Genomic DNA, 24,985 nt, shown 5'->3' with positions numbered 1-24,985 from the left:
TAACTTTGGAGACGATTTACCTCACAATGTAGTTGTAACGGCATTTTTTAATCTGGATACGCCTTCCTGTAATTGTTCATCTGACAAATGTGCAAAAGATAAATAGATACCATACTTCATACCAACAGCCGTTGAACTGCTGACTTCTGAGTATACCACACCTTGTGACCGAGCTGATTCCCGAAAGGCCTCATAAGTGGACACATTACCTCGCCACCAGCCAAACACGTGGAGGCCCGCTTCATTCTCCACCCAATCAAACCATGTAGAAAGGTGTTTGTTCAAAAGTTTGAGTAACAGATGGAATTTACGACTGTATAATCGATTCATTCTGCGCAGATGACGTTCATATTGACCACTTGTCATGAATGCAGCTAATGCCCGTTGTTCGATCAGGTTGACGGGTCTTGGCTCGTATAATGCCTGTGCCTTTCTAAAGGTATCTGCCAAGGTAGGGGGAAGAACCACATAACCAAGTCGTACTTCTAAAGGCAAGGTTTTGGTAAAGCTACCCAGGTAGATTACGCGTCCTGCTTTATCGAGTGTTTTCAGTGGTTCAACATGCATTCCGCGATATCGGAATTCACTATCATAATCATCCTCAACAATCATGGCATCATTTCGCTGTGCCCAGTCTAGCAAGGTTTGTCTGCGTTCCAGACTGAGCATTTCACCAGTAGGAAATTGTCGTGACGGCGTGACAAACAACATACGTGCTTCCCAGTCCTGGGGCACAACGCCCTGACCATCGAGATTGGCTTCAATCAACTTTGCACCCGCAGCCAATATGGCTTTAGAAATCCCGACATAACAAGGACTCTCTGTCACGACATAATCCCCAGGATCTGCAAGTAATTGAGTGAGTAGAGCTATAGCTTGCATGGAGCCTGCAGTTACTGCAATATGATCCGGATCGACTTGAATGCCCCGCATCCTCCGCAGATAGGCAGCAATGGCTTCTCTCAATTTTGGATCTCCGGTTGAACTAACAATGGCAGAGGTTGTTTTCAGGTGATGCTCACGGTGTCTTATCTCTGCATACAATCGATTATTCCATTCATCGTAAGGAAACTTGGAGAAATCAGGTTGATATTTGCTAAAGTCGATCACTTCGTCGCTATTCATTCTGGAATCATGTGTATGAGCATTGGCTGGTGTATTTCTTTGAATCGACTGCTGTTCAAACTGCTGAATACGATTCCCCCAGGCGGATAAGTGATGCGTACAAGCTTTGACGGTGGACGCATCATTGCTTAAGTCCAACTGATAAGCTACAAAGGTTCCTCTTCCATGCTCTGAATGAATGTAACCTTGAGCAGTCAACGTATCATAGACCTGATTCACGGTTCCTCTGGAAATGTGATACGTCGCGGCTAACTCTCGAGTAGAGGGTAACTTCTCACCATGTATAAGATTACCTTCATGAATTGCATCACGAATGGCATGATAGAGAGCCTTCATCTTCGTATATTTTCGGTTCAAATATGAACTGTAAGCTACATGAAATTGCATAGGACCTCCAGAGTTATCATTGAAGTGGTACAATAAAAACCAAAAATATTGGATCTTTTTATATGACCATTCTCATTCTATACTAAATCATAGATTAGAGCGATGCCTTTATTGAAAACCACCAAAAGTTACTTAGGAGGACTACAATCATGCAAACAGGTACAGATCGTGTAAAAAGAGGAATGGCTGAAATGCAAAAAGGTGGCGTCATCATGGACGTTATGAATGCAGAGCAAGCTAAAATTGCTGAGGCGGCAGGGGCAACAGCTGTTATGGCTCTTGAACGGGTACCTTCCGATATTCGCGCTGCTGGCGGTGTAGCTCGTATGGCAGATCCTACCATCGTTGAAGAGGTTATGAAGGTTGTATCTATCCCAGTTATGGCCAAAGCACGTATCGGTCATTACATAGAAGCCAAAGTGCTTGAATCCCTAGGTGTGGACTATCTCGATGAAAGTGAGGTTCTTACTCCTGCAGACGAAGTGTTCCATATCGATAAACATGAGTTTACTGTACCATTTGTATGTGGAGCCAAAGATTTGGGAGAAGCTCTTCGCCGTATTGGTGAGGGTGCATCGATGATTCGTACAAAAGGTGAGCCTGGAACGGGCAACATTGTTGAGGCAGTTCGTCATATGCGCCTGATTAACAGCCAGCTCCGTAAAGTGCAAAACATGTCCAAAGACGAGCTGTACGCTGAAGCCAAAAATCTGGGTGTAGCTTATGAGTTACTGCGCGAAGTTCATGAAAACGGAAAACTTCCTGTCGTTAACTTTGCAGCAGGCGGTGTAGCTACTCCGGCGGACGCAGCATTAATGATGCACCTGGGAGCAGACGGTGTGTTTGTAGGATCAGGTATTTTCAAATCCGATAGCCCTGAGAAATTCGCTCGTGCAATCGTTGAAGCTACAACACATTACACCGATTACAAACTGATTGCCGAAGTATCCAAAAACTTGGGCGCCCCGATGAAAGGGATCGAAATTTCTAAATTGGCTCCAGAAGATCGCATGTCCAACCGCGGTTGGTAAGAGCAGATAGAACAACTGGAGAATAAATAGTATCAAGCAAAGCCGATCAATGGATACAAATTGATCGGCTTTTTTGGTTATTCATGACGAAAGTAAAAGCAAAGACGGAGAGGAGAATGTCCATTTTCTTATCAATTGAGAATGATTATAATTATCATTTACGAGATTCGACATTTGCTGTATACTGACAATAACTATTTTACATAATGCATAAATAGAAAATTAAGGATTCAAAAGGGAGAGAATTAAATGTCTACACGCTTTAAAAAAGGAATGTTATTTTGTTTTATTGCTGCACTTGTTGTTGTACTTGTAGCCTGCTCCAATAATAGTGATGTTAGCGATCAGGCAAACAATAACTCGCAGCAAGCAGCGAAAAATGTTGCAACAGATGAGAAGACATCGGATGCAGACGCTTCAGGTGCTGCTCAAACAACGTATCCATTAACCGTTTCAAACTATACAACAGAGAACGGCACATGGGTGAAGAAGGATCAAACGTTTGACAAGGTACCTGAACGAGTAGTTGCCAATACCCAGGGTGCAGCCGAGCTGATGATTCGCCTTGGTTTGACAGACAAACTTGTAGGTGTAGCTGCGTTGTTTGGTAGTGTACCTGAAGATATTGCTGACGAGTTTAAACAAATTCCTGTGCTTGCTGAAGGCTATGTAGGTAAGGAAGTGACAATAGGGGCTACGCCTGACCTGGTTGTTGGTCGTGGTGGATTGTTTGAGGATGCGGACTGGGGTGTTGGTACAGTAAGCAGCTTGAATGATATGGGAATTAAAACGTATGTACAAAGCACCAGTGTTCCTGATGCATCGTTAGATAGTCTGTATCAGGATATTACTGAATTAGGTGAGATATTTAACGTACAAGCGAATGCAGCGGCATATATTGAGACGCTTAAAGCACGCGAGAATGCCTTGTCGGCCCGAGCTAGCGCTGAAACGATCAACTATGCATCATTTTCAGATAATGGTGATGGAACTATTGGAATTTACAACGGAAATGGTGATACGTTTATTGAAAGTGCAATGTCATTAATCAATATGCATAATATGCTGATTAATGAAACCGGCACACTCAGTCTGGAGAAACTAATCGAGATTAATCCGGATGCCATGATTATTTCTAGATATGCTGGTGGTATTGATCCAGAAGAAACGATTGAAAAGCTGCTAGCCAACAAGCAGGTACAAAACATTAACGCAATTAAAAACAAAAAAATCTACATCATTGATTTCAACAACTTCTGGGGTTACGGGGATTCCATCTTCACAGGTGTTGAAGGACTCGCTGATGATCTCGAGTTGTAATGAAGCCAAGGACAAAAACATAGTACCATTAAAAGTCGCTATTTTAGCGGCTTTTTTTGTTATCAGGGACCAAATTCCTGTCTAAAGCGGTTCCCGGTCAGCCTGAATGATAGCGAGAATGGAGTGAACACTCTATTTTAATACGATTTGACTTGTGAATGTATTATCGGTATAGTGTGAATCAGTTCACACTTCAAATTAAGGAGTAATCTATGCCAAAAAATACTTTCTTTCGTTTAGACGAAGCAAGGCGCGAGGAAATATCTAGTAGCGCAATGCATCTTTTTGTTGATAATCTTTACGAGGATATAACTATGAAGATGGTTTTGGATAGTTTGTCCATGCACCCCGGAACATTTTATCGGTATTTTGAAGACAAAGATGACCTTTATTGTCACTTAATACGTAATGTGACCCAGAAAAGAGCTGCATACTTCAGTAACAGTGATGAAGATTCCCTTTACAGCTATTTCCTTACTGGCTTATTTGGTAACGTTAATGGCATGGTGACCGAGCCACTGAATGAGTTGGAAATCAAACTGACTAAAACATTTTCATATATTCCTGAGGACATTTTGCTGAAAGTATATGTGAATGTGTTAAAGGGCGAGTCATTCCCCATGATCAAGGACATTTTACGCCGAATGAGGGTTGATGGATATCTCCGACCGGATGTTGACGACGACCTGATTTCTTTTATGTTTGAGTCAATGCAGCTTAATTTAATCTTGTTTTTTAGGGAATTCGATATTAAGGACTCTAATCTGCAACATAAGATCAGCAAGTACTTTGCTGAATTTATGGGTCATGGGCTGCTTGAAGATCATAAATATTCTGAAATGGCTAGCGATCTTAAGGGGGAAAGAAAATGAAAACCTATGACGTATTTCCAGAACCAATTGGCGGCTATACTGTCGGTCGAACCCAGATGGATTTTGAGTACACGGCATCAGATTACTCCAAAAGAGAACTGACCGCTTTTGTGTACTATCCGTCTGACAGTAGCGAAGGTAAGACTACATCAACGTACATGTTTCCTGAAGTCTACGAGATGTTTAATGAGCAGCCACTTGTCACCGCGTTGAAGGATGTTTTCTCTATAGATATCAAGACCCAGTGTTACGACGAGCTTGCTCTTTCCGGGAAGGAAAAGCGCTATCCAGTGTTATTCTATGTGTGCGGTGGGGGCGGATCTCCAGAATGGGGGACAGTGCTCTGTACAGACTTGGCAAGCATGGGGTATGTAGTGGTAAGCATCGGCCATCAGAATAGCACGATGTATAAACGTAAAGATGGGCGCCTGTTTAATGTATCCAAGGACTTTTCGGATGTCCTTACAGCCTTTGGTGAAGATCCGGAGATGCTAACGTTAGCCGGTAAGATGGAGATGCGGCCTGACGATGAAACTGCCATTGAGATGTGCCGTAACGTGCTTGCACTACCGATACTTTCCAAGATAACAGAGTATAGTGAATTACAGGCAGAAGATGTAAGGTATGTAGCCGATTATCTTTACAAACTGGACTCTGGAGAGCTGAATTCCATCTTTAAGGGCAGATTGTTGCTTGACATCGGCATGGGTATAGTCGGACATTCTTATGGAGGGCCTACGACGGCGATGGTTTGCCGGGATGACGACCGATTCGCCTGCGGGATTGGTTTGGATAGCGGTGCGTTTGGACTTCTTGACAGCGATCTTAAAAAACCTTTCTTGTTCCTGTTTTGTGAACCTAACTATAATATGAATGCGGTTATTGGCGCTAACAATAGCATGGAAACCTATTATTTCTCAGTTGATCGTGTTGCACATTTGGATTACTGTGACATCGTGTTTACCAGTGTTAATGAGGAACACAGAGGCGAACGGGATGCTATGGAGATGCGAAATCTTGTTACAGACTATGCGAAGAACTTTTTTGATCAATACATACTGCAGAAGGCAGCAAGTGTGGAAAGTCTGGCATACGATGGTGTGGAATTGATCAGGAAGACTAGCAACAAGTGACATAACCGAGAGACTACTGATTAATATATGTCAATTAATTCATATCAATGAGCTAGCCGTACAGACGCAGAGCCGATAACCCCTATTACGCGGTTATCGGCTCTCTGATATTGCAAATTAACTTCCTGGTTCAAATAATTGACGCTTATTCGGCCTTAGTCCCGCCAGTGTTTACTTGCTTCCAGGCTCCATCAACATGATATGACATTCCTTTTCGGCGGAAGGCTTGATCTCGACTCCTTTAGGCACAATATACATCTCGCCCTTGGAAATCTTCACTTGGCCATCACGAAAATCAATTATCATTTCCCCCTCGAGCACAAAAAATAACTTGTCGGTCTCCTCATGAACATGCCACTCAAAATCTCCAGCAATCTTAACGATCTTAAATTGATAGTCATTCATTTCACCAATAAGTTTCGGAGACCAAAGATCGTTTAATTTCGAAAATTCCTCATTCAATTTAATAGCTTGATAGTGCATCGTCATTCCTCCTGTGTATTAATCCTATATGTTCAGTATACTGATCTAAGCACTGGTATAACATGGATGCCTATTGAAATCAGGATGGATTATTGATGAACTTCAGACGATACTCCGTAGGAGAAATACCATATTGTTTCTTAAACACTCTGCTAAAATAAAAGGGGTCAGCAATGCCAACGGTCTCGGCAATCTGTTGTACAGACGCATCACTTGCCAATAACATTTGTTGTGCCATGTTTATACGATATTTCAATACATATTCTGCTGGACCCATACCTGCATGTCTTCTAAACACGTAGGAAAGTCGATTTCGATTAACATTATTTTGTTCTGCAAGTGATGCGACAGTCAGACTTTGATCATAGTATTCTTGGATATAGGTAGAGACCCGTTCGAATAAAACATCTGATTCACAACTATTTTGCCTATGATCAACACATATTAAGGTCTCATTCAGTACATCGCGAAACAGCATCTCGGTCTGAAACTTTGAAATACCTCCACGCTGGTTATACACATGCCAAAGACGCGTGATTAATTCGATCAGACGTGGGGATTGACCCGTTGATAATTCAAAATGCTGATGGGAAAAGCTTGTCTCTTCGAGGTCCGAACTACATATCCGGTATAAAACGAGGATATATTCCCAGTCCGTTCTATGAAACACGGTTTGATCCAGTTTCATTTTCGCGCCCCCATGTAAAACTTTTCCTGGTGAAAAAATATAGGGTGTACCATCAAATTGAAATTGTATTTTTCCTGTAAGAGGAAATACAAATCCAGGAAAAGAATCGGTATAGTCAGCCTGGGGAACCCCTGGATTTCTAGCATATCGATATACTCCTTCGACTTGAAAAGGAATGTGTGCAAAATGCGCTGCTAACTGATTAACGTCTACTTTCACATTACGTACCTCATTTCAAAAGTGTTTGCCAGTCATTCTAAGATAAATCGTTGTGCACCTTACTCCAACATTATTGATAACGATTATCACTGTCAACATATATAATGAAAAAGAAAGCTCTTTTTTACATATGGGCAATAGAATCCATCTTGTGTTAACATGTGCACTAACTAATCCAATTGTTTGCTTGAGAAGGGGAACCCATGTCAATTCGAATAAAAATGCTGCTGTCCTTTACGGGCATGCTTGTTATAAGTCTACTGTTCATCCTGCTTACGGCAAGTCTGTATACGATTGCGGCCACAGGGGATCTACAGAGTTTCCGTGATATATACAAGGTACATTATCAGATCAACCCCCTGACTGAACAGGGAGAATCGATCTTTCAAGAGATGAAGTTTCTGGCCAAAAATGACCCGGATGACCTGCAGAACAAGGTTTTGCTGCGTGAATATGATATGAAGCTTCGAGCTGAGAAGTCCGGGCTCTACATCAGACGAGAGAATAGTCAGATCTTCGAATCATTGACCTTCAACCAGCCAGAACTGAAGCAAGCACTGCCTGCCTATGATCTTAACAATTATCAGATTCGGAGCACCTTCAATATTGGTGAGCGATTTTACGCGTATGCAAAATTTGATTTTCAATATTCAGATGGGGAACGGGGGAGTATCTTTGTCATTCGTGAGAGAAGCCCCTTTGCGGAGCTTACTCGCAAGTTGCTGCCTGTGATGTCATTTCTGCTTATTGGCGTCCTCATCATTGCAAATCTGCTCTTGTTCCGCTGGATCACGCGCAGCTTCATTAAACCATTGAATCAACTACGAAGTTCAGCCGAACATATTAAGGATGGCAATCTATCCTTTAAACTTCAGCTAAACTCCAATGACGAGGTTGGTCAACTCAGCGAAGCGTTTGAGAGCATGCGGATCCAATTACAGCTCTCTTATGCGTTACGTCAGCAGGACGAAGTGAACCGCAAAGAGCTTATCTCCAACATTTCGCATGATCTCCGTACGCCGATTACCAATATCAAAGGGTATATTGAGGGTATTCGTGACGGCGTGGCTAATACTCCGGAGAAAATGGAGAGTTATGTTAATATCATTCACTCCAAAGCAGTTAGCATGGATAAGCTGGTGGATGAACTGTTTTTGTATTCCAAGCTCGACTTGAACCAAGAGCCTTTCCTGTTCAAGACAGTTGATCTCGCTGATTTCCTTGAAGATAGCATTGAAGAGCTGAGATATGATCTGGAGGATAAAGGTGTTGCCCTGGATTGGATTAACCAGGTGTCTGGTCCCGCCATGGCTGCTGTGGATCCGGAGAAGTTAAAACGTACCGTTGTCAATGTGGTGGATAATGCACTCAAATACATGGAGAATGAACACAAACGATTCGAGATTACACTTCAAGCTGATGAGAAATGGATTACGATGGCGTTTAAAGATAATGGCAGGGGAATACCTGAAGAGGCACTGCCTTATATATTTGAACGCTTCTATCGTGCAGAACAATCCCGGAATTCCTCAACGGGCGGAAGTGGGCTCGGGCTAGCAATTGCCCGCCAAATCATTGATGGACATGGGGGCTTCATCTGGGCTGAAAGCCAGCCCAATGATGGCACGAGTATATATATCAAACTGAAACGGCTGAATGAAGAGAGGGATTAATAAGTAATGGCAAATATTTTGATCATTGAAGATGAAACAACGATTGCGGAACTGGAACGGGATTATTTTGAGCTCAACGGATTTTCCGTGGATCTCTGCCATACTGGAGATGAAGGTCTGAAGCAGGCACTGGAGGGGGACTATAATCTGATCATTGTTGATCTGATGCTTCCGGGACTGGACGGCTTCGAATGTTGCAGGCGCATTCGCGAGGTAAAAGAGGTGCCCATCCTTGTCGTTTCCGCGAAAAAGGAAGAAATCGATAAGATCCGGACATTTAATCTGGGAGTGGATGATTTTATTACAAAACCGTTTAGCCCAAGTGAGTTGGTTGCACGAGCAAAGGCTCATTTGACCCGATACGAGAGACTACTTGGCAAAAACAAACCAGCTGAGCAGGATGAAATCCACATTCGCGGGCTTCACATTGATAAAGGATCACGCCGCGTTTTTGTTAATGGAGAAGAGGTGGCAATTACAACGAAGGAGTTCGAGTTACTTGTATTTCTTGCGAGTCATCCCAACCGTGTATTTAGCAAATCCGATCTGTTCGAGCGGATCTGGGGCATGGATTCCACCGGAGACATTGCAACGGTTACTGTCCATATTCGCAAACTGCGGGGGAAGCTGGAGACAGACCCCAAAAATCCGGAGTATATTGAAACCGTCTGGGGTGCAGGCTACCGGTTTACTGCATAAGTTTCGTGAAAATTTAGAGCCAGTTTATATTTTGTTAATAACTTTAGCCTTGGGAGTTTCTTTTTGTCCTCTATTCTATAGATACAGGCAACTACAACCTATAGAGGAGGAATTCAACCATGAATTCTACAACCCGCAAAATCGCTACATTTCTAACCATAACTGCATTAGGTACAGCAGTGTTCCCGTTAACTGCGAATCAAGTACATGCAGCTACATACGTTACTAACATTGCGGCAACAACCACACAGCTTAACCAACAACAGATTGAAGCTGCTATCAAGGATCTGAATAGCTTGGGGATCATGAACGGGTATGCAGATCAATCTATGGGTGAACATCGAGCAATTACCCGTGCGGAGTTAGCTTCATTGGTTTTCAAAACGTTTAATTTGGAGAGCAAGACGGGAGAAACCGTAGAATTAACGGATGTCAATTCCAATGCATGGTATGCGCCATATGCGTCAAAGCTTGTTGAACTTGGCATCATGCAGGCTAACGATGGACAATTCAATCCGCAAACTCAAGTGTCGGATGCTGAACTCGAACAGGTCGTATCCAAAGCGATGCAACGTGATGTAAAGTCCGTTCACCATTGGATGAGCGAGTTCTACTCCGAGAACGGTACAGCAACGCGCGGCGAAACAGCAGTGCTGTTGCAAACTGCACACCAAGCTATTCCTTCGGAGCAAGCTCAAATCAAGAGCGTTAGATCACTGAATGCCATTACGTTAATTGTAACTTTTGACAAACCGCTGACAGCGGCGGATGAGGCTTTTGCCAAGGCACAAACGGATTTTGCGTTTAGTGGTGAGCTGACGTTAACTAATATGCCCCGTTTGAAAACAGGGTCAATTGCGACTTACATCGTTCCAACGTCCGTACAAGATGCTGGTGAAGTGTACAACCTGACTTACAAAGGCCAAGACGCTGGTTCCTTTGAAGGCAGTGGTACGAAAATAAACATGACAACAGTTAGTCAAGTAACGAATGATACATTCGAGATTGAAGCACTGCAAGTGAATGGTGTAGTGGATTATGGTTACATCATTTCGGCTTACAGCGGTGGTCGAGGAGCTAATGCATTCGTGCTGAATGATCAAGAGCAAGCAGGAGGCAAAACGTATCAGATCATCTCTTCCATGCAGGCAAGACAAGTTGTAATTACGCCAGAAGGTGGCGAGCCTATCGTTGCCAGATATGTTCCATTCACGCAATCCACAGATGGCAAACAAGAACCGAAGTTCCGTTTGCCTGAAGGACAAACGTTGAAATCAGGTGGCACATATACGGTTACTTCGGATTGGGCGAACCTAGAAAATGCTTCATTTACAGCGAAATCGTTTGATGCACTAGTGGTTGCAAGTGCTCAAGCAGTGAGCGAAACATCCATTGAAGTTACACTTGACCAGGATCCTGGGGATGAACTGTTCTCTGGTCGAAGTGTAACGTTAACTTCACCAAGCGGGGATGTTCTGACGGCCACTTATAAATATTCAAGTCGAAAAGGTGCGACGGGTGTATTCGACCTAACAAATGATGGAAAGTTGACTCCGGGTACTACGTATACAATAAACCCAGTTGGGGATTGGAGTATCGCTTCTTCGGTCACCTTGACACTGGAGTAAAGGAGGCAGTATGAGTAAATCTCTGATCGTCGTTGTCCTGATAAGCAGTATGTTGATCGTTCAAGGCTGCGTGCCTGAAATGAGAAACGACTCCAACGTGGAGGAAAAGGCCATGACTTCAGCAGATGAACAGCTGTTCAAGGCAGTAGAGGACAGCGATACTGAACGCATCGAACAAATGATTCAAGCAGGCGCCAATATCAATGCTCAAGATCAGAGTGGACGAACCGCTACAATGATTGCAACCTACAATAATGATCTAACATCGGCTAAAGTGTTAATTAAAGCGGGGGCAGATGTGAATATTCAGGACGATATGAAAAATACTCCGTTTCTGTATGCTGGCGCTGAAGGATACTTGGATATTTTGAAGCTGACAATCGAGGCGGGAGCGGACCCAGCGATAACAAATCGATATGGAGGGACAGCACTTATTCCAGCTTCGGAGCATGGATATGTGGATGTAGTGCAAGAACTCCTGACTCAAACTTCGGTGGATGTGGACCATGTGAATGAATTGGGATGGACAGCACTACTCGAAGCGATCATTCTTAACGATGGCAATTCTCTGCAGCAGGAGACGATACAATTACTCATTGACCACGGAGCAGACGTAAACATATCGGACCGTGATGGGGTGTCACCACTCAGTCATGCGAAGAATAATGGCTTCAAAGAAATTGAAGACATTTTGGTACGAGCTGGTGCGAAATAGAACCCTTTTAGGGTGAATAAAGAAACAAACATGTTGAGATATATGTAAAAATGGTTTTCATGGAGCGCCTGATTCCTTCTATGCTGAAGGGCAGGCGCTTCATTCAATCCATCTTACGTGTATGAAACTGGCACAGTCTTAACATGCATGATTAGATACGAGAACGAGGATCTTAAAAATTGAATATCTCTGCTTTGAAGTTTGCTATAGTGTATCACTATACTTCCAGATAAAATGGAAATACCAACCATGTAAGCGCTATCTATTATTGCGCTGATTATACATGTTGGAATCATTCATGGAGGTGTATGATGAAGAGGAAGTCTTGGTATACTTTGGCGGTAACTGGTGTCATCTCTTTGTTTTTTTCGGTAAGCGCTTTCGCGGGTTATGTGTTCTGGGAACCTCTAACCTATTTTAACGCAAGTACGTGGCAAAAAGCGGATGGGTATTCCAATGGGAACATGTTTAACTGTACGTGGAGGGCTAACAATGTTAATTTTACAAGTGACGGCAAGCTTAAGCTTGGTTTGACCAGCTCTGCACAGAACAAGTTTGATTGCGGAGAGTATCGTACCACGAATACGTATGGGTACGGCTTGTATGAAGTCAGTATGAAACCTGCCAAGAACACAGGTGTAGTTTCCTCATTTTTCACATACACAGGCCCTGCACATGGCACCCAATGGGATGAGATTGATATCGAATTTTTAGGAAAAGACACAACCAAAGTTCAGTTTAATTATTATACCAATGGGGTTGGTAATCATGAGAAGATTATCAATCTAGGGTTTGATGCATCCCAGGGCTTCCATACGTACGCATTTGACTGGCAGCCGGGACATATCAAATGGTATGTTGATGGTGTATTGAAACATACGGCAACCAGCAATATTCCTAAAACACCCGGAAAAATCATGATGAACCTGTGGAATGGAACAGGAGTAGATAGCTGGCTCGGTCCTTATAATGGGGCTAATCCGCTCTATGCAGAGTACGATTGGGTCAAATATACGAGTAATTAAGCAGACTGAAGCAGCCGTTAGCGGCTGCTTTTTTCTATATTCTGGAATTGTATTTATTCAATATATGTATTCAATATCCAATATCCTAAATTAATGCAATAAATGTTGCAATATTAGTATGGGCATAAATAACAAAAATTCATTATGATTAACCTGTAAGCAACATTACATAGACTGGGGGAACGAAGTTGGACACAAGTAAAAAGAGACGAGTAGGCAGTTTGGTCATGATCGGAGTATTGGCCCTATCTGCAGCCTTGAGTGGGTGTAGTAACGGGAACGAAAAGAAAACTGAATCAAGTACACCAGCGACAACGTTGGAGCTCAAAAATGGGAAGTATGATCCACCAGTATCCATTACGTATTTACGACCATGGGGTCCAGACGTGAAGTTTAAGTCAGGCGAGGATCAGGATAACAACGTCCATACAAAATGGGCCAAGGAGAAACTCGGAATTGAGTTGAAAAACCAGTGGATATCTCCATCCACCAATAATGCATTTGAGACAAAACTGCGTCTATCGCTTGCTTCCAATGCGGACATGCCGGACATTATTTCGTATCGCGGCGAATTCAATCTGGTGCGTGAATTGATTGAGTCCGGAAAATTTGTCGATGCGGGCGAGTTGTTTGACAAATATGCCAGCGACACATGGAAAGCAGCCGTAAACGAAGATCCTTCCGTATGGTATCCATACATGCAAGATGGCAAAAAGATCGGTATTCCGATTCTGGACTATTCCTATAATGGTGATCCTGTCATGTGGATCCGTGAAGACTGGATGAAGAAATTCAATCTGGAAGCACCTAAAACTATAGATGATCTTGAAGTCATTATGGAAACGTTTACGAATCAAGATCCAGATGGCAATGGGAAGCAGGACACTTACGGACTCACCATTGGCTTCAAGAACTGGCTGAACACATGGATGTCTGAAGCTGGGTGGGTATTTGGTGCTTATGGTACAATGCCAAACCAATGGAATCTGACGGCAGACGGAAAACTTGAATACGGTTCCGTTACACCTGGTGCAAAACAGGCTTTGGCCAAATTACAGAGCTGGATGAGCAAAGGGTATATCCCGGAAGAAGCCGGTGTGTATGACGAGACAAAAGCAGCTGAAGAATTTACTGCCGGAAAAGCAGGTATTGTGGTCGGTCCTCACTGGATGCCATCCTGGCCGCTGGAGGATGTGAAGAAAAACAATCCTGAGGCTGAATACAAGGCGTATCCAATCCCTTCAGGTCCAAACGGTCAAGCAGGCAGACATGGTACGTCAAACGGAAATGGCGTAGTTCTGATTAACAAAGACATGAAAAATCCGGAAGCCTTTTTCACCTATCAGAACTATCTCTTTGATCACTATGCAAATCCTAAAGAGGGCGATGAGTTTGAGCATGGATTTGCGGAAGGATACGATTGGGTTATGGTAGATGGGAAACCATCAACCGATGCAAGTCTTACGGGTGGTTATGCTCCCGAGAAGTACACGTTGACTTTTGATGGAGCGCGTATTCCCAATCTAAGTATGACAACACTTGCCAAGCTGGCAAGCGGTGAAGAAGCAACTACACCGTTTGAGAAAAAAATCAAATCAGGTGTACCAGTACCTATGCTTGATGCAGCCAAGATTGTTTTGGATCAAAAAGATATCGTGTTCAATCAGATGTTTACTGGTGCACCTTCAATGACAATGCAGATGAACAATGACATTTTGACTAAGATGGAGAAGGACACCTTCTCTCAAATTGTATATGGTAAAACCTCCGTGGATGCGTTCGACTCATTTGTTGAGAAGTGGAAGTCTTCAGGTGGAGATCAGATTACGAAAGAAGTTAACGAGTGGTATGATTCCGTGAAAAGCGGAAAATAGGATGACGCAGGGCTGGCTGAATTGAATCATCGCGGCCACATAAGCACCAAAAAGGCATTGCAGGAGAAGATCTCCGGCAATGCCTTTTTGTATTTGATATGGAGAAGGGGAAACCGGAGAGATTACTAGAACGTCAAGTCTGGTCTATGTACTCTCTTAAACCGGCAGATTTTCCCGATATTCCTGCGGTGTAAGATCATAAAATTTCTTGAAAACTCGGATGAAATATGCGGTATTGTTGTAACCGACAAGTTCTGCAATCTCAAACACTTTGGCGGTTGATGTTCGCAAATGATAGGCTGCTTTCTCCATTCTTAACCGGTACACATAGGCAGTAAGTGCTTCACCTGTCTCCGCCTTGTATACCTTGGACAAGTAGACTGGGTGCAGATGCACATGGTCGGCAATTGCAGGCAGTGATACATCACCAGCCAGATGAAGGTCGACAAAACTTTTGACGCTGCGCACAATGGTGCTGTGATTGTCTCTAAGCTCTTGTTCAGCATCATCTCGTATGTAATGAAGTGTACGCACGGACCAGTCCTGTAGCTGCTGCGCAGTGGAATAGCTGGGAGCTTGAAAGTAACGATAGGACTCTGCTGGTATCAAAGAAGAGATTTGTTTGCCATTTTTATGAATGATGTACGCAAACGCGCCCGCAATAGCAAAATACACCTCAAAGGTTGACTCGGCAATATCATGATGTTCATTGGAATGCAGCAGTTCCTCAAAAATGTGCTTGATTTTCTGTTCCACATCCTCAAAGCGACCAGCTTCGAGCAAGCTAATCAACGTTGGTGGCTGATACAGCGACCTAATCGTATGTAGAGGATTGGCATCCGTTTCATCGGAAGCGGTGACAAACAAACCTTGCACCTGACCCATCCGTTTACGCATGGACATAACCGTTCGCTCATAGAGTTCTCCAATTTCGTGGGGAAACTTGCCCCAACTGGAGACGGAAATAGAGATTGCACCTTTCAGGTATAACTGAACATTGGTTTGAATCTGGGCAGCATACTGCTCAAGCAATGTCTGAGGCGTCTCACTCCTGCTATAACTCATCGTTGTGGAATGTTTCATGCTTACCAGAACAACAATGTAATCATGAACGTCACGTGTATGCCAGATATGAAAATGATTATGCATCACTTCACTTATGATATTACATATCGCATATTCCATTAGGGCCAGGTCGCCGTGCGCCATATCGGATAGATGTTTCTCCATACGGATAATCAACATGCCGAGATCTTCTCCTACGGAGTAGGGAAGCTCCAGCAGATCAAGCTTGTCTGCCAGCGTCTTCTGATCATAGACTTTTCCAGTCAGCAACTCATGCAACATCGTGGATTGAAGCAATGGCAGATGATCCTGAAAGGCGTGTAAGGCTCTTTGATGAGATGCTGCGGTTTCCCACTTTTCTTTAATTCGATGAACAAGACGTTGCACGGATTCGATCAGATCTTCATCACTAACGGGTTTCAGTAAGTAATCAAAGCTTTCCTGCGCAATGGCCTGTTTCGCATATTCAAAGTCGGCGTGACCTGATAAAAGAATTGTCTGCACATGAGGCCACTTTTCATGAATCGCTGTAATCAGTGCAATGCCTGACATTTCGGGCATACGTATATCCGTAATTACAATGTCAATGTCGTGGTTGTCCATAATTTCCAGCGCTACTGCACCGGATAATGCTTCATGAACTGTACCGATCCCGCAGCTTTCCCACGGAATGGTCTCTGCCAGCGTTTCCACGACGGAACGTTCATCGTCAACTAATAATATTTGCAGCATGGGTCGTTCACCTACTTGTCTGTATTGTCGTGCCACGTGATGTTAACTTTAATCCCACCCATTGAAGAATGATCATAAGATAGTCCAGATCCTTCACCGTACAGAAAAGATAAACGCTGATGGACATTCCATGTACCACATCCCATATTCTCATCCAGCGGTTTAAGAAGATTATCTCTCAGATGATCAAGTTGTTTCTCAGACATGCCAAGCCCGCTGTCCTCCACGATAATTGTGTACACATCATCCTCGCAGTCCGCATAGATTTTAATCTCACCATCTACCGATTTGGGCTCCAGACCATGAATAATAGCGTTCTCAATAATAGGCTGGAGAGTTAGTCTGGGAACTGTTTTATCTAAAATATCATGGGGCACGTCGATTGTAAAATGCATTCGTTCCAGACGAAGTGACTGGATTTCCAAATAATTTTTGACCATTGTCAGCTCTTCACGAAGCGTGGCTTGATCCTTTTCGGACCTGGTTATGTATCGGTAATACTCTCCCAGATTCAGTGCCATGGCTACTACGGCCTTTTCATTTTTCATTCGGGCCATGTTCTTGATATAGAACAGACAGTTATATAGAAAATGCGGATTAATCTGCGATTGCAACTGTTTGAGCGTGGCTTCCCGACTTCTTAATTTCTCCTCATATACATTCTCGATTAATTCTTGAATTCGTTGAGCCATGATGTTGAAACGTGCAAATAACAAGCTGAACTCATTGCGTGCAGAATGATGAAGCCGAACGGAAAAGTCCCCGGTGGACAAGCGATTTGTCCCTTTCACCAACTGTAAGAGTGGAAGCTGCACACTTCGGTAGAGTGTATATAATACAACAACACTCATCACGATCAGAACGGCAATTGAAGCGTAAAAAAGATTCCGGCTGCTCGTAATCGGTTTCAAAATTTGCTGCATAGGCACATAGTCAATATAATACCAGCCGAGGCTCTTTGATTGAATGTAGGAGACGTAATATTCCGTTTTGTTCAACGTTGTACTGAAGCCACCGCTGGCCTGCAGTTTTGCTTCTTTCAGGGAAGGCAGGATTGCGTTCAAGGTCTCCTTTCCAGAACTATTGCTGATTAATCCATAATCGGGATGGAACATGAACGGGTCGCCTTTATTATTTAACTTGTTTTGATTAAGAAGTGCAGTTAAGTGATGAACTGGAAAACTGATTTTGGTAATCAATCTGGCTTTGCCAGGTCTCGCCATCGCTGTCGTTGGATCGGTAGTGTACCAGATAAACTGATTGTCGGCATAGGTCCAGGATTGCGAGAGAGGCTCCTTAAATTCATCATCCATATACGGAATGTAAGCATAATAATCCGTTGATATCACTTTTTGCATCCTTGGGAAGTATAGTGTGATGGTCGAATGCCATTTGCTTGCTGCGTTGTACAGATTCATTTTCTCCAGAATGGCGCTTCCAACTTTCACACGTTCATAGGGAATGTCCTTGTAGTCGGGACGTTGATATTCCTGAATACTCGAATCTTGCCCAATAGACATCCCATACAATGACAGTTGGTAAATATTGGATTCTACTGAATCAGCAAATGTTGAGAGGTGATTCATCGTATTGTTTTGAATCTCGTGTTCGATAACACGCACGCTTTCCCGGTTCGAGTATGTATAGAGAAACAGCACCAGAATAAGCAGCATCACAAACAACAGTGTAATTTTGGTAAAGACATTCAAGCGTGTGAACAAAGTCCAACCTCCTTAATCTTATTAAAATATTGATATCGTTGTTGCAATATTAGGATATAGATCACAAATTTCCATTGCTATAATTTTAATATACAAGTTCACGATGACTTGTAAAATACAAAATTTAGAACATGGGGGATGCAGGAGTGAAGGAACATACGTTAGAAACGCCGCATAAACGGCGCTCCACCAGGGTTAAACAGCGCTGGAATATGCAACGGAACTGGACCTTGCATATGATGCTCATTCCAGCTGTATTGCTGGCACTGGTGTTTCAGTACATACCGATGGGTGGCATTGTAATTGCTTTTCAGGATTTCAAACCATACTTGGGATTTTCTGAATCCAAATGGGTGGGTTGGGACAATTTCCGATATTTATTCTTATATCCGGACGTAGGTCAGGTGATCTGGAATACGCTGGTCATTGCATTTTTCAAAATCATCGCAGGACTGTTCGCTCCATTCCTGTTTGCCATTTTGCTCAATGAAGTACGCTTGACGGCATTCAAGAGAGTAAGTCAAACGCTTGTGTATCTACCGCATTTCCTATCATGGGTTATTCTCGGTGGTATTCTGCTCGATATCCTGTCTCCTCAGGGCGGCATGGTCAACCAGCTTGTCGTAGCCTTTGGAGGAGAACCGATCTTCTTCCTGGGAGACGGTACATGGTTCCGGATAACGCTGATCCTCAGTGATGTGTGGAAAGAATTTGGTTTTGGTACGATCGTATTTCTGGCTTCTCTCTCAGGAATTAATCCTGCACTCTACGAGGCTGCCGAGGTGGATGGGGCCAACCGATTTAAACAGACGCTGCACATTACGATTCCGGCATTAATGCCGATTACAATCGTACTGATGACACTCTCTATCGGCAATATCCTGAACGCCGGTTTTGATCAGGTGTTCAACTTGTACAATCCGCTTGTGTATGACAAAGGCGACATCATTGACACCTTTGTATATCGACTCGGGATTCTGAACGGGAAGATGAGTTTTGCCACAGCAGTAGGGTTGTTCAAATCTGTGGTTGCTACCATTTTGATTGTTATATCTTACAGAATGGCTTACAAACTAGCTAATTATCGAGTTTTCTAGAGAGGAGAAAAGGGCTTGTATTATAAAACAAAAGGATACCGCATATTCAGCATCGCTAACTATACTTTTCTTGGGATATTATCGATACTCTGCATTTTACCAATTATTCATATATTGGCTGTTTCATTCAGCAGTATGGCGCCAGCATCATCAAACCTGGTTACCTTCTGGCCCATCGGGTTCACAACCGACGCATATGTGAAAACATTCGGGAATTCAAACTTCATCAACTCCTTGATCGTATCACTTAAACGGACTGTAATTGCAACGATCATTGGTATGGTCATCATGCTCTTAACCGCATTTCCGTTGTCGAAGGAAGATATCAGTTTTAAAGGTCGCTCCTTATATACGTGGTTTTTCGTATTTACCATTTTGTTCAGCGGCGGTTTGATTCCAAGTTACATTCTGATCCAGAAGCTTGGCCTGATGAATACAATCTGGGCGCTTATTCTGCCTGGCGCACTGTCCGTGTGGAACGTTATTCTCATGATGAACTTCTTCCGCGGACTGCCCAAAGAACTTGAAGAAGCAGCTTATTTGGATGGAGCAGGTCATATCAAAACGTTGATTCTGGTCTACGTACCGCTTTCACTTCCAGCTATCGCAACCTTGTCCTTATTTACGATGGTGTATCAGTGGAACTCCTGGTTCGACGGCATGATCTATATGTCTGATATTAAAAATTATCCACTTGCTTCTCTATTACAGACCATTATCGTTCAGCAAGATCTCAGCAAAATCAACGTCGATCCTTCCATGTTGGAGAATATCTCGCAGCGAACCGTACGCGCAGCACAGATCTTTATCGGCGCGCTTCCGATCCTGATGGTATACCCGTTTTTACAACGTTTCTTCGTTAAGGGGATCGTTATTGGAGCAGTTAAGGAATAGGCTATGCAAATGCAAGGATAACTGAGCTGAGGGAGGAAGAAGGATGAGAAAAGGACTGGCATGTATGGTGGCATGGAGTTTAATGGCTTCTCTCGTTTATCCAGCAACTGCTGGAGCAGAAAGTGTACAGGGTCAAGCGGAGGTGGGAAATGTGCAGGCGAAAAGCCTGCACTTCTCTGTTCCCTATACAGACCTGACGGGGCATTGGTCACAATCTGCAGTTACACGTTTGCAAGACTTGAATTTATTGAAAGGTTATACGGACGGTACGTTCAAGCCCAGTCAGGTCATTAGCCGAGCTGAATTCGTCATGATTCTGGATCGGGCCTTTGGTTTCACCGGTAATGGGGCGACTGGTTCATATGCGGATATGACTTCAGACGATTGGTACTATGACGTGATGGTACGAGCGAATGGTTCTGGCATCATCGAAGGGACAAACCGTGAACATCTGTCACCACAACAACCGATTACACGCCAAGATGCAGCGGTTATGGTAGATCGAGCTTTTCAACTTTCAGCGGCTACAAATGAAGATAGTGAACAATTGAAATTTGAGGATGCAGATGATATTTCTAGCTATGCAAAGAAAGCGCTTACCCATCTGGTGAACGAAAATATTCTTAAAGGTTTCCAAGGCAAATTAAATCCCAAAGCCCCGATTACACGAGCGGAGACGGCAGAGTTACTGTCAGCGATGATTGCAGATGTAAAAAGCACTCCTGGAACATATGAGTCCCGGGTAGATGGCAACTTGATTATTAAATCAACGGATGTCACGTTGAAAAATATGGTTGTTAATGGAAATCTGCTGCTGGCAGAAGGCATTGGCGAGGGATCTGTTGTTCTTCAGGGCGTAACTGTCACAGGAAGTGTCATCATTAAAGGCGGAGGCAGTCATTCCATCAACATTAACAACTCCAAGCTGAAGCGAGTAGTCGTTGACAAACGTGGGGAACCCGTCAGAATCTCCATTACGGAAGAAAGTAACATTCAGGAGATGCATGTAAAGCAGAAATCCATTCTGGAGATCTCTTCAAACAGCCTGATTGATTCCATGAATATTCATGCAGAAGCGAGTCAGACTCGAATGGATACCAAAGGTACGATACAAAAATTGAGTGTAGATGCCGATGATGTTGTGATCAACGGAGAGAAAGTAAAACAAGGATTGCGCACATCCATGGTGGGTGAAACCCAACAACCTGCTTCATCGCAGCCTGGTGGTTCAACAAATGTGACAAGTACACCCACACCATCTTCTCCAGACGGGCAATCACCGTCTACACCATCAACACCAAGCAATCCGGCGGGCGAAAAACCGGTTCCAGCAACAACGATTCCGCATGATCAATGGGAGCTGGTCTGGAATGATGAGTTTAACGGGCCTTCGATTGATTCTTCCAAATGGACCGTGCAGGATACAGGACTCGTTTATAACAATGAAATGCAATATTACAGCCCGGATAACACTCGTATTACAAAAGATCAGAATCGAAGCGTGTTGCAGATTGAAGCAAAAAAGGGTCCGAAAAACGGTAAAGATTACAGCTCTGGCAAACTGATCTCCATGGGAAAAGGCGACTGGACCTACGGTAAAGTAGTTGTACGTGCGAAGCTTCCGATTGAAAAAGGCATGTGGCCTGCCATATGGATGATGCCAACAGATGAAGCACATTATGGTGGATGGCCTGCCTCTGGAGAAATCGATATTATGGAGCTAATTGGTGGCAAAGAAAGTAATAACAAGGTATATAGCACATTGCATTATGACAGTGTGAAGCCTGACGGCTCCCATGGACATGATCAGGGAAGTCTTACTCTTCCAAAGGGAGAAACTTTCGCTGACGATTATCACGATTTCCAGGTGGAATGGTTGCCGGGTATGATTCGTTTCTATGTGGATGGAAAGCTGCATCATGAAGTGACCAACTGGCAAACGAAGGCCGCGGGCCAACCCGAGTATTATACGTTCCCTGCACCATTTGATCGTCCATTCTATCTGATTCTGAATCTGGCAGTTGGAGGAGACTGGCCGGGGGCACCTGAAAGCAACTTCACTTCTGAAAAGATGAATGTTGACTTTGTGCGAGTATATTCTTACAAAAATCTAGACACATGGCCTGATGTAACAACAAATCCCATCGAGCCTGCGCAACAGCGTGACCCACAAACCGATGGCAATCAAATATACAATGATCGTTTTGCGGAAGGGTCTGAAGACAATGGAGTGCCTCTTCAGTGGAAATTCATCACAAATGCTGATGGAGCTGGCAGTGTCAAAGTTGTAACGGATGAGCAGAAAGGGAAAGCAGCAGAAGTTACCATTGATGCATCGGGTACTGAAAACTACTCGGTTCAACTCACTCAGATGCCGATGTACATCAAGAAAAACAAAAAGTACAAGATACAATTTGATGCGAAAGCATCTGCTAACCGTACAATCATGTCCAAACTGAATCAATTTGAAAAAAGTTGGACCAATTATTCGGGTGATAACACCTTTGCACTCACGACAGATTGGCAATCCTATGACTATACCTTCAATATGCGGGATGGCACGGATAACAATGCCAGATTCGAATTTAATCTGGGGTTGGATGATACAACCGTTTGGTTTGCCAATGTCAGGCTGATCGAGGTGGGTGAAGCTGATCCGTTAACTGTCGAACGAAACGCGCTACCTGATGGCAACTTTATTTACAATGGCACATTCGATCAAGGCAAGGAGCGTCTGGGATTCTGGTCAAGCAGCATTCAGGACAGTGCGGCAGCCAATATAAGTGTAAATAACTTTTCGAAATTCCCAATTATGGAGCGTCAACTGGTTGTTGATGTTACTCAAACGAATAATGACCCACAACAAGTTTCGGTGAACCAACCGGATTTGAAACTGGAAGCGAATACAACGTATGGTTTCTCCTTAGATGCCAAGGCAGACACACCGCGAAGTATCGACATTGATGTTGTCAGCAGTAATGGGCATACAGTACAGGTTCATCAAGGGCAAAACCTCTCCTTGAACCAAGAAATGAAAACATTCACTGGTGAAATCATCATTGGAGATGGAGCATCAATCGCACAATCCGAGCTAAGAATGTTATTCGGCAGTTCTGAAGGTAAGGTATATGTGGACAATGTTCGTCTGACGAAACGCGGAAAACCTCTGTCAGTGAATGGCTACGCACATGGATCGGCAACCGAAGCCTGGATGATGCAGGGCTTACAACTGGAGGACTCCGTAGAAGGAGGAAAACATGTAAGTTACATGGATCAGGGAGATCTGCTGCAATATAAAATCGATGTAGCTCACGACGGAGTATATGTTCTGTCTGCCCGAATGGCCAGTGGAAAAAGTGATTCCAAGGTTCAGTTCAGCATTCAGGATGAACAAGGGACAACCGTTGCACAATCAGACCTGAGTCTCGGAGACACGGGTGGATGGCAAGCATACGAAACGGTGTATTTTCCAGGGGTCAACTTGACAGCAGGCAAACCCTATTATGTGAATTTTGAAGGAGCAGATTATAATACACGTTGGGTGGATATTTCACAAAACAAAATTCAGAACAGTGAGCTAACAGCTGATCTGAATCATTGGGAGCTAATTCCTAATGATCTGACAACCTCACATGACGAGGGCGCAGGATTAACGATTAAATTGCCTGGTACAAGTGAACATTGGTGGGATGCTTTGTTACAACAAGGTCAGATCAAACTGGATGCAAACAAAACATACCGACTTACCTTCGAGGCATCTGCTTCAAGTCCTAAATCCATGCAAGCGGTTCTTTCTCAGAATGCAGGGAATTTTGTGAAGTATTTTGAAGAAGAAGTGGAATTAACCGCGGATCAAAAGTCATATAGTTACACCTTCACTATGGGGGATAGCTCCGATTCGGCAGCTATGCTTGCATTTGGATTAGGATATCCGCTCTCTACAGGTGAACACTCGATTCACATCAATAACGTCCAGTTATATGAAGTTAATCCGAATGCAGATCAAGGAGGGCAGCCTGCTCATGTTAATCTTATTCCTAATGGAGACTTCTCCAAAGGTAAGGAAGGTTGGTTTACCCATGCGGACGGTAATGCAGCTGACCTTGAGATACAAGTTAACAATCAACAGCTTCAAGCCAAAATTGGTGATGCAGGACAGCATCCATGGGATCGTCAAGTCATCAATGAAGGATTTGGCATGCAGCAAGGTTTTAAATATAAATTAACGTTTAAAGCGCAAGCGGAGAAGCCCAGGAAATTGGGTTTGGGGATTGGATGGGTAGATGCAGCTGCCAACTATGAATGGCATGGGTTCTTTGGGGCACGAGTTGATTTGACCCCAGAAGAACAGGAGTTCACGTTTACATTTGATGCAACAGAAGACAGCTATGCGAATACTCGAATTTCATTTGATCTGGGTAACATTGATGGTGAGCAAGATGGCAACACAACCGTCTCATTATCCGAGGTCAGCTTGATTAATCTGGGTCCTGCCAATTAGCTTCTGAATTCTCTATATATTGTCTTATATGCTTGCCTAATTCTCTTATTACCTATGCATGCAGAATAAAGTTGTCCAGGAATGACATCATCCCCATGGCAAA

Annotated in this window: 17 protein-coding genes and 1 pseudogene; 13 read left to right on the top strand and 5 right to left on the bottom strand. The window is 43.5% G+C overall.

What is annotated here, in order from left to right; all coding sequences use genetic code 11:
* Positions 1-21 precede the first annotated feature (21 nt).
* Entirely contained in the window at positions 22-1,512 is a 1,491-nt protein-coding gene (gene pdxR / locus MKY28_RS10695) for a MocR-like pyridoxine biosynthesis transcription factor PdxR (protein ID WP_340935921.1), read from the bottom strand.
* A gap of 146 nt (positions 1,513-1,658) precedes the next feature.
* On the opposite strand from pdxR, the gene pdxS reads away from it, so the two are divergent.
* The 4 genes from pdxS to MKY28_RS10675 all read left to right on the top strand — a co-directional run bounded on the left by pdxS (position 1,659) and on the right by MKY28_RS10675 (position 5,868).
* Complete coding sequence (gene pdxS / locus MKY28_RS10690; RefSeq protein ID WP_200868523.1) at positions 1,659-2,543, top strand: pyridoxal 5'-phosphate synthase lyase subunit PdxS; 885 nt, start codon at positions 1,659-1,661, stop codon at positions 2,541-2,543.
* A gap of 249 nt (positions 2,544-2,792) precedes the next feature.
* A complete protein-coding gene (locus MKY28_RS10685) occupies positions 2,793-3,863 on the top strand; it encodes an ABC transporter substrate-binding protein (protein ID WP_340935920.1) in 1,071 nt (356 codons plus the stop codon).
* Positions 3,864-4,075: 212 nt separating this feature from the next.
* A complete protein-coding gene (locus MKY28_RS10680) occupies positions 4,076-4,735 on the top strand; it encodes a TetR/AcrR family transcriptional regulator (protein WP_340935919.1) in 660 nt (219 codons plus the stop codon).
* Complete coding sequence (locus MKY28_RS10675; protein ID WP_340935918.1) at positions 4,732-5,868, top strand: alpha/beta hydrolase; 1,137 nt, start codon at positions 4,732-4,734, stop codon at positions 5,866-5,868. Before MKY28_RS10680 ends, MKY28_RS10675 begins: the two co-directional genes overlap by 4 nt.
* A 145-nt stretch (positions 5,869-6,013) precedes the next feature.
* Here MKY28_RS10675 and MKY28_RS10670 read toward each other — a convergent pair.
* Both MKY28_RS10670 and MKY28_RS10665 read right to left on the bottom strand, forming a co-directional pair.
* Positions 6,014-6,351, bottom strand: a pseudogene (locus MKY28_RS10670) (cupin domain-containing protein).
* 79 nt (positions 6,352-6,430) lie between these two features.
* Positions 6,431-7,258 (bottom strand): helix-turn-helix transcriptional regulator, encoded by an 828-nt coding sequence (locus MKY28_RS10665; protein ID WP_340935917.1) that lies wholly within the window; start codon positions 7,256-7,258, stop codon positions 6,431-6,433.
* 203 nt (positions 7,259-7,461) lie between these two features.
* Here MKY28_RS10665 and MKY28_RS10660 point away from each other — a divergent pair, with 203 nt between their 5' ends.
* The 6 genes from MKY28_RS10660 (at position 7,462) to MKY28_RS10635 (ending at position 14,872) form a co-directional block, all read left to right on the top strand.
* The gene (locus MKY28_RS10660; RefSeq protein WP_340935916.1) at positions 7,462-8,931 is read left to right on the top strand and encodes a sensor histidine kinase; all 1,470 of its coding nucleotides are present in this window, start codon (positions 7,462-7,464) and stop codon (positions 8,929-8,931) included.
* Between the two features lie 6 nt (positions 8,932-8,937).
* Entirely contained in the window at positions 8,938-9,630 is a 693-nt protein-coding gene (locus MKY28_RS10655) for a response regulator transcription factor (protein WP_047843050.1), read from the top strand.
* A gap of 119 nt (positions 9,631-9,749) precedes the next feature.
* Positions 9,750-11,258: an S-layer homology domain-containing protein gene (locus tag MKY28_RS10650; protein WP_340935915.1), complete on the top strand. Its 1,509-nt coding sequence runs from the start codon at positions 9,750-9,752 to the stop codon at positions 11,256-11,258.
* 10 nt (positions 11,259-11,268) lie between these two features.
* Positions 11,269-11,973 (top strand): ankyrin repeat domain-containing protein, encoded by a 705-nt coding sequence (locus MKY28_RS10645; protein WP_445670892.1) that lies wholly within the window; start codon positions 11,269-11,271, stop codon positions 11,971-11,973.
* A 311-nt stretch (positions 11,974-12,284) separates the two neighbouring features.
* Positions 12,285-12,998 (top strand): beta-glucanase, encoded by a 714-nt coding sequence (bglS, locus tag MKY28_RS10640; protein ID WP_036615630.1) that lies wholly within the window; start codon positions 12,285-12,287, stop codon positions 12,996-12,998.
* A gap of 188 nt (positions 12,999-13,186) precedes the next feature.
* The gene (locus MKY28_RS10635; protein ID WP_338706048.1) at positions 13,187-14,872 is read left to right on the top strand and encodes an extracellular solute-binding protein; all 1,686 of its coding nucleotides are present in this window, start codon (positions 13,187-13,189) and stop codon (positions 14,870-14,872) included.
* Positions 14,873-15,028: 156 nt separating this feature from the next.
* Here the strand turns inward: MKY28_RS10635 and MKY28_RS10630 are convergent, their stop codons facing one another.
* Together MKY28_RS10630 and MKY28_RS10625 are read right to left on the bottom strand one after the other, a co-directional pair.
* Positions 15,029-16,669, bottom strand: a complete 1,641-nt coding sequence (locus MKY28_RS10630) for a response regulator (protein WP_340935914.1) — start codon at positions 16,667-16,669, stop codon at positions 15,029-15,031.
* Between the two features lie 11 nt (positions 16,670-16,680).
* Positions 16,681-18,390, bottom strand: coding sequence for a sensor histidine kinase (locus MKY28_RS10625; RefSeq protein ID WP_340935913.1), 1,710 nt, complete (start codon positions 18,388-18,390; stop codon positions 16,681-16,683).
* 146 nt (positions 18,391-18,536) lie between these two features.
* Between MKY28_RS10625 and MKY28_RS10620 the strand changes: the two genes are divergently transcribed.
* Genes MKY28_RS10620 through MKY28_RS10610 form a run of 3 tightly spaced genes read left to right on the top strand, consistent with a single transcriptional unit; the run spans position 18,537 to position 24,882 of the window.
* Positions 18,537-19,487, top strand: coding sequence for an ABC transporter permease (locus tag MKY28_RS10620; protein ID WP_017688355.1), 951 nt, complete (start codon positions 18,537-18,539; stop codon positions 19,485-19,487).
* Positions 19,488-19,502: 15 nt separating this feature from the next.
* Positions 19,503-20,381, top strand: coding sequence for a carbohydrate ABC transporter permease (locus tag MKY28_RS10615; RefSeq protein ID WP_017688354.1), 879 nt, complete (start codon positions 19,503-19,505; stop codon positions 20,379-20,381).
* A 43-nt stretch (positions 20,382-20,424) separates the two neighbouring features.
* The gene (locus MKY28_RS10610; RefSeq protein WP_340935912.1) at positions 20,425-24,882 is read left to right on the top strand and encodes a carbohydrate binding domain-containing protein; all 4,458 of its coding nucleotides are present in this window, start codon (positions 20,425-20,427) and stop codon (positions 24,880-24,882) included.
* The last annotated feature ends 103 nt before the right edge of the window (positions 24,883-24,985 follow it).

This window comes from Paenibacillus sp. FSL R5-0473, assembly GCF_038004565.1.
In the GTDB taxonomy this organism is placed as follows: Bacteria; Bacillota; Bacilli; order Paenibacillales; family Paenibacillaceae; genus Paenibacillus; species Paenibacillus amylolyticus.
Note: the sequence above shows the minus strand (reverse complement) of the source record. Positions and strands in the feature narration are given on the sequence as shown.

Excerpts from the sequence above, each read along its gene's own strand:
- bglS (WP_036615630.1), top strand. The coding sequence starts at position 12,285 with ATGAAGAGGAAGTCTTGGTATACTTTGGCGGTAACTGGTGTCATCTCT.
- MKY28_RS10610 (WP_340935912.1), top strand. The coding sequence starts at position 20,425 with ATGAGAAAAGGACTGGCATGTATGGTGGCATGGAGTTTAATGGCTTCT.
- MKY28_RS10655 (WP_047843050.1), top strand. The coding sequence starts at position 8,938 with ATGGCAAATATTTTGATCATTGAAGATGAAACAACGATTGCGGAACTG.
- MKY28_RS10645 (WP_445670892.1), top strand. The coding sequence starts at position 11,269 with ATGAGTAAATCTCTGATCGTCGTTGTCCTGATAAGCAGTATGTTGATC.
- MKY28_RS10630 (WP_340935914.1), bottom strand. The coding sequence starts at position 16,669 with ATGCTGCAAATATTATTAGTTGACGATGAACGTTCCGTCGTGGAAACG.
- MKY28_RS10650 (WP_340935915.1), top strand. The coding sequence starts at position 9,750 with ATGAATTCTACAACCCGCAAAATCGCTACATTTCTAACCATAACTGCA.
- MKY28_RS10675 (WP_340935918.1), top strand. The coding sequence starts at position 4,732 with ATGAAAACCTATGACGTATTTCCAGAACCAATTGGCGGCTATACTGTC.
- pdxR (WP_340935921.1), bottom strand. The coding sequence starts at position 1,512 with ATGCAATTTCATGTAGCTTACAGTTCATATTTGAACCGAAAATATACG.
- MKY28_RS10680 (WP_340935919.1), top strand. The coding sequence starts at position 4,076 with ATGCCAAAAAATACTTTCTTTCGTTTAGACGAAGCAAGGCGCGAGGAA.
- MKY28_RS10685 (WP_340935920.1), top strand. The coding sequence starts at position 2,793 with ATGTCTACACGCTTTAAAAAAGGAATGTTATTTTGTTTTATTGCTGCA.
- MKY28_RS10660 (WP_340935916.1), top strand. The coding sequence starts at position 7,462 with ATGTCAATTCGAATAAAAATGCTGCTGTCCTTTACGGGCATGCTTGTT.